Below are 220 nucleotides of genomic sequence, written 5' to 3'. Positions count from 1 at the left end.
GTGACGCTGTCGGGGTCACGCGCGACCTCGGCACGCGCCTCGTCCAGCCAGGCGGCGCCCCGGGGAGCCGCCCACGATGCTGTCCGGACCGGCGGTGGTGTCGACGTTCATGACAGGGCCTCCTTGCTGCTGCTGGCGTCTGTGCTGCTGGCGTCGGTGCTGATCGTGTCGGTACTGGTCGTGTCGGTACTGGTCACCTGAGGACTGGTCGTGTCTGTGC

The 220-nt window shown here is 69.1% G+C and carries 1 protein-coding gene; it reads left to right on the top strand.

All coding sequences use genetic code 11. The annotated features are described in order from the left end of the window. Window positions 1-201 (top strand): hypothetical protein (locus PROKR_RS37135; protein WP_036971449.1); only part of this gene is annotated, 201 nt, incomplete at its 5' end. Window positions 202-220: the final 19 nt, after the last annotated feature.

Source organism: Promicromonospora kroppenstedtii DSM 19349 (assembly GCF_000515355.1).
Classification (GTDB): domain Bacteria; phylum Actinomycetota; class Actinomycetes; order Actinomycetales; family Cellulomonadaceae; genus Promicromonospora; species Promicromonospora kroppenstedtii.
The sequence above is the reverse complement of the archived record's forward strand: the minus strand, read 5'-3'. Positions and strand labels throughout refer to the sequence as shown.